The sequence below is a fragment of the Vibrio genomosp. F10 str. 9ZD137 genome (assembly GCF_049974785.1).
GTDB lineage: Bacteria > Pseudomonadota > Gammaproteobacteria > Enterobacterales > Vibrionaceae > Vibrio.
Map to the genome: position 1 here is coordinate 1 of NZ_JBNGCJ010000616.1, position 4,793 is coordinate 4,793.

3 protein-coding genes are annotated in these 4,793 nt (G+C 42.4%); 1 reads left to right on the forward strand and 2 read right to left on the reverse strand.

Annotation, left to right across the window (positions count from 1 at the left end; genetic code table 11):
• Together ACP45E_RS14955 and lamB are read right to left on the reverse strand one after the other, a co-directional pair.
• Nucleotides 1-707 (reverse strand): MalM family protein (locus ACP45E_RS14955; protein ID WP_069585183.1); only part of this gene is annotated, 707 nt, incomplete at its 3' end.
• A 96-nt stretch (nucleotides 708-803) separates the two neighbouring features.
• Nucleotides 804-2,129 carry a maltoporin LamB gene (gene lamB, locus ACP45E_RS14960; RefSeq protein ID WP_017036479.1) on the reverse strand — a complete coding sequence of 442 codons (1,326 nt, stop codon included), beginning with the start codon at nucleotides 2,127-2,129 and terminating at the stop codon, nucleotides 804-806.
• 430 nt (nucleotides 2,130-2,559) lie between these two features.
• Here lamB and glgX point away from each other — a divergent pair, with 430 nt between their 5' ends.
• A complete protein-coding gene (gene glgX / locus ACP45E_RS14965; RefSeq protein ID WP_017037504.1) occupies nucleotides 2,560-4,518 on the forward strand; it encodes a glycogen debranching protein GlgX in 1,959 nt (652 codons plus the stop codon).
• Nucleotides 4,519-4,793: the final 275 nt, after the last annotated feature.

Consider the following 4,793-nt stretch of genomic DNA (forward strand, 5'->3'; position numbering starts at 1 on the left):
CCGCTCTTCCGATCTTGATTCTGTTGTTCAGCAAGATCAGCTTTAAATTTTTCTTGGGCAGTATCCGAACTTCCGACCGTAATCGGTTCCTCAAGCACTAAAGCATCATCCACTGAAGCTATTACGCTCAACTCACCAAAAGCTGAATGAGGGATCATTGGGTTCGGAACATCTGGTGGATAATTACCGCGAGCAATAGCATCAAGCTTAACTGGGTGAAGCACTTCAGTCTCGCCTTTAATTAACTCAGGTGTTGTGTAAATAAGTAACTTAACACGTTGCTTACCAACAGGCTGAATCGTGACTTTCGAGACTAAACGATCCCCCTGCATGCCGTAAGCATGCTTATATTCAAAATCACTGGTTTCAAATGTTTTAATAATTTGATTTTGTTCATTCAATAACACAGCGTTTGGATAGAAAACGGTTTTTTTAAAATGACTAATAAGCTCTAAATCAAGCTCTTTCCCTTTAGTATTAATATCAAAAGCAGCGATATAGCTCTGACCGTTTGAGAAAGTAAATTTTTGATTAGATTCTTTAATTGTAAAATTAATGTGCTTTGTTGGTTCAATGTTCGCCCAATTTACCTGGCCGTAACTTTCTGCTACCTGCTGTACATTTTCGGCATCGAACACAACTGTTTCTGTTGCCGTACATCCCAATAATGCCATGCTAATAGCGCAACCTAGAACGAGTCGTTTCATTTGAACCTCTTTTTACAACGATGAAAGCCGACACTTAAGCCGGCTTGATTTTTTACTTACTTAAATATGGACTATTTAAATAGGACTTCGTAATTCTTACCACCAAGCTTCCATTTGGATACCAACACTGAATTCAGTGTCGTCAGTCTTGTTTGCAAAGCTATCTGCTTCGTGATCCATGAAGTATGAACCGTATACACGGATTTCAGGGCGAGCCCAGAAGCTAGAACCAGCAGACCAAGCTTGTGCGATGGTTAATTTAGAACCAGACGCATCTGTTGTTGAGCCATCTTTCTTCGTTTCATCAGCAAAGTAACCCGCTTCGAAAACAGTCTTCATATGGTCATCCCACTTATACACAGGGCGAACAACGGCATTGTACGCTGTAATGTCACCATCTTTTGTATCTGATGCTTGAGCAAACATCACAGTGTGACCCACTTCCCAAGAATCCCCGAAGCCTTTCACGCCCCAGTTGATGATACGGAAACCATCTGCATCATTATTGTTATCAGCACGGTTATACCAACCGCCACCACCGTAAGTCGCCATCTGGTGACCATAAGCCGCTGTACCGTATTGAAGAACCGTTTGATTGAAACCGTTCTCAATTCCTTGACCTATAACTGCAGTTAGAAGCACACCGTTATCGGCAGCAACTGTTTGGTTTTTCGCTTCAGAAGCAAAATCGTAAGCAAGCGCAAGCTCTAAGTTAGCACCTTCCCAAAGGTCGATGCCAGCGTAACGCATATCGAATGTGTAACCTGAAACAGTTTCATCTTTTGTTTTTGAAACAGTTTCATAATTGGTAGCATCACCTTCAACACCTAGCTCACACGCTTTATCACCGTTACATGCATTCCAAGCTGTCGAACCAGCTTTAGTTAAAGCACTTTCAACACCATCATCAACTTTTTGAGAGCCATCATCGTGCATAACAGCAAGAGAAAGCTTACCACCACCCAAAGAGATATTTTCGATACCACCACCAGCACCGCCAGATGTATCTAGGAAGTAGAAATCAGTGATGTGGATATCTTTACGTTGGTAGTAACGCTGACCAGCCCAAAGAACCGCTTCTTTATCGCTGAATAAACCTTGTGCTTGAACATTCATTACACGTAGAGCGTTAGCATTACCTTCCCAGTTGTTATTACCTGCTTGACCGTAAGCAACCAAAGACTCAAGTTTGAACGTTACATCGTTTTGGTTGTACAGTTCAGCGTTTAAACCAATCTCTGCGTACAAATCATCTTCATTACCTAAACGGCCTACTCTGTTCTTTTCATATGTTACGTGTGAACCTTCCCCACTCAGGCCTACACCACCACGAGCATAACCGTGGAAATCAACAGCCGCCGCAAACGCACCAGCACTTAGAGACGCAGCCACTGCAGCAGCAATTAAACTTACTTTTTTCATTATTAACTCCATTTAGGGTTTTTATTTTTATCATTTTCTCAACAACGCTCATAAAGGCAGAAATGGGCGACACCAAGAAAAAGTAAAGCGGGACTGAGTCAGTCCCCTCTCGTTTCAACTGTGGCTAGATTACCTAGGGAGTAGGAAGGCTGCGTCCTCCACCTTTGATTTATTTAGGGGGGATGAGTAAGGAGGAGAAAACACGTGATAAGTGATTTAACAGAGGTGGATCACATAACTAAGGGGGAGCACGACCAATTAGTACCCACTTTCACAGATCAAAATGAGTTCAAGCTCAAATTTTTTAATCGTATCGCAAAAAAACTGAAATAAAATTACATTCAAATATTATTACTAAGGCGCTTGACCAATGTAGAGCAAAGTCTTTTACTAAGGACTCCTAAATAAAAACAAAAATATAGTTACCATAATGATAGGCACAAGCTCTCAGCCATACCCTTTAGGGGCGACACTCAGCCAATGTGGGTGCAACTTTTCAATTTATGCTCCTGATCAAGACAGCATAGCTTTGGTTCTTTTTGATGATGCAGGCAATCAACAGGTTCACCCGATTCACAATAACGATGCAGGTATCAAACATATCTTCATTGAAGGCATTCAGGCCAGACAAAAATATGGGTATCTCATAGAGGTAGATAACGCGCCTCACCTACTTTCTGACCCCTACGCAAAAGCCATTGATGGGCCACTTCACTATCACCCCCCATTTGATTCGACAACAAGTTTCTCACTACCAAAATGCTTGGTCACTAATGATGAATTTGACTGGCAAGGCACTGCACCGCCTAGAATTCCCCGAGAAGAAACAGTTATTTTTGAAACGCATATTAAGGGCGTCACCAAGCTCAACTCTCATTTGCCCGCAGAGAAACAAGGTAAATATTTAGGTTTGGTTCAAGAAGAGATGCTGGATTTTTATCGAAAACAATCCATCAATACCATTCAGCTATTGCCTATTGCAGCATGCATGCACGAGCCACACTTGCTGAACATGGGCAAAAGCAACTACTGGGGATATAACCCTTATTTGTTCATGGCACCAGACCCTAGATATGGGGATGTAGATGCAGTCACTGAACTAAAGACCATGGTGAGGGAACTGCATAAAGAGGGCATTGAAGTCATTTTAGATGTGGTGTACAACCACACCGCAGAAGCGGGAGAAGACGGCCCTGTCTTTAATTTAAAAGCTCTCGATTCCCATTATTATCTTAAGCATGGGCCACACTTTGCGAACTACACAGGCTGTGGTAATACGGTCGATGTGAATCATCAAGCATCTTTAAACCTTGTCATGGATACATTGCGATACTGGGTTTCTGAATACCACATTGATGGGTTCCGATTCGATTTAGCAGCAACGCTTGGACGTGAAGGCGAACATTTCAATAATCAAGCTGCCTTCTTTAAAGCGGTTGCCCAAGACCCCATTTTAAAGCAAGTTAAACTGATCGCAGAGCCTTGGGATATTGGCCCTAACGGGTATCAAGTGGGTAACTTCCCATTAGGCTGGAATGAATGTAATGATCGCCTGCGTGATATAACCCGTAGCTTTTGGCGTGGCGATAAAGGCTATTTAAAAGAATTTGCTACTCGTCTTATGGGTTCACGGGATCTCTACAGTGCATCAAATTGGCCATTGAATATGACGGTGAATTACATCACTTACCACGATGGCTTCACCATGCAAGATCTAGTCTCGTATAAGCACAAACATAACGAGGCCAATGGGGAAAAAAACCGAGACGGGCACGGAGATAATCGTTCAGACAACTACGGGACAGAAGGCCCAACCGAGAATAAAGCAATCATCGAACTGCGTGAAAAGCAAAAACGCAACTTCATGGCGAGCTTATTGTTCGCGTTTGGTATTCCGCATGTACTCACCGCCGATCTGCTTTCTCACAGTCAACAAGGTAACAATAACGCTTATTGCCAAGACAACAACATCAGTTGGTTAAATTGGCAAGAGCAAGACACCAAAGCACGGTTCCAGTCTTGGGTTGCTGACATGGTTAAAGCAAGGAAAACCTATATGGTTCCCTTTATTCATGCGTTCAGCGGGGAAACACGTAACGACAACCGTATTTTTTGGCGTCGTATTGATGGCTCTTATATGGAGCATGACGATTGGAACAACTTAAGCTCAGTAGCGTTGCACTTAGGAATAGGGAAATCCGGTAATGAAATGCTGTATTGCATCAATCAAACTAATGCGCCGGCCCGATTTAGCTTACCAAACGCTCACCATCAGCAATGGAAAATGATTTGTAATACCGATTCCCATGAATTGCACAAAACGATTGATGAAAAACAAGTCCTTCTCGCTCCTACATCACTTGCCATCTTCCATCTCACAAAAAAATAACAAAAGTGTGAGCAGTGACTTACATTCACCGCTCACTTTTAACCATAAGCACTAGATTATTAGTTATTGATATGCATGGCCATTCACTCTACTATGGCGTCATAAAAATAAAATTATGACACTAACTGGCTTAACGACATGGCTTTACCCAAAATTCTTTTACGCACCCTCAGACCGTGCATCATGCTATTAACGATTGGGATGATATACCTTGCTTATCAGCAGCTAAAATCATCAGAGCACAAAGCTTATTTGCAATCAGATCGGAAGAGCGG

What these genes read in the sequence shown, in the direction of transcription:
- lamB (WP_017036479.1), bottom strand. Translation starts at nt 2,129, where the DNA reads ATGAAAAAAGTAAGTTTAATTGCTGCTGCAGTGGCTGCGTCTCTAAGT.
- glgX (WP_017037504.1), top strand. Translation starts at nt 2,560, where the DNA reads ATGATAGGCACAAGCTCTCAGCCATACCCTTTAGGGGCGACACTCAGC.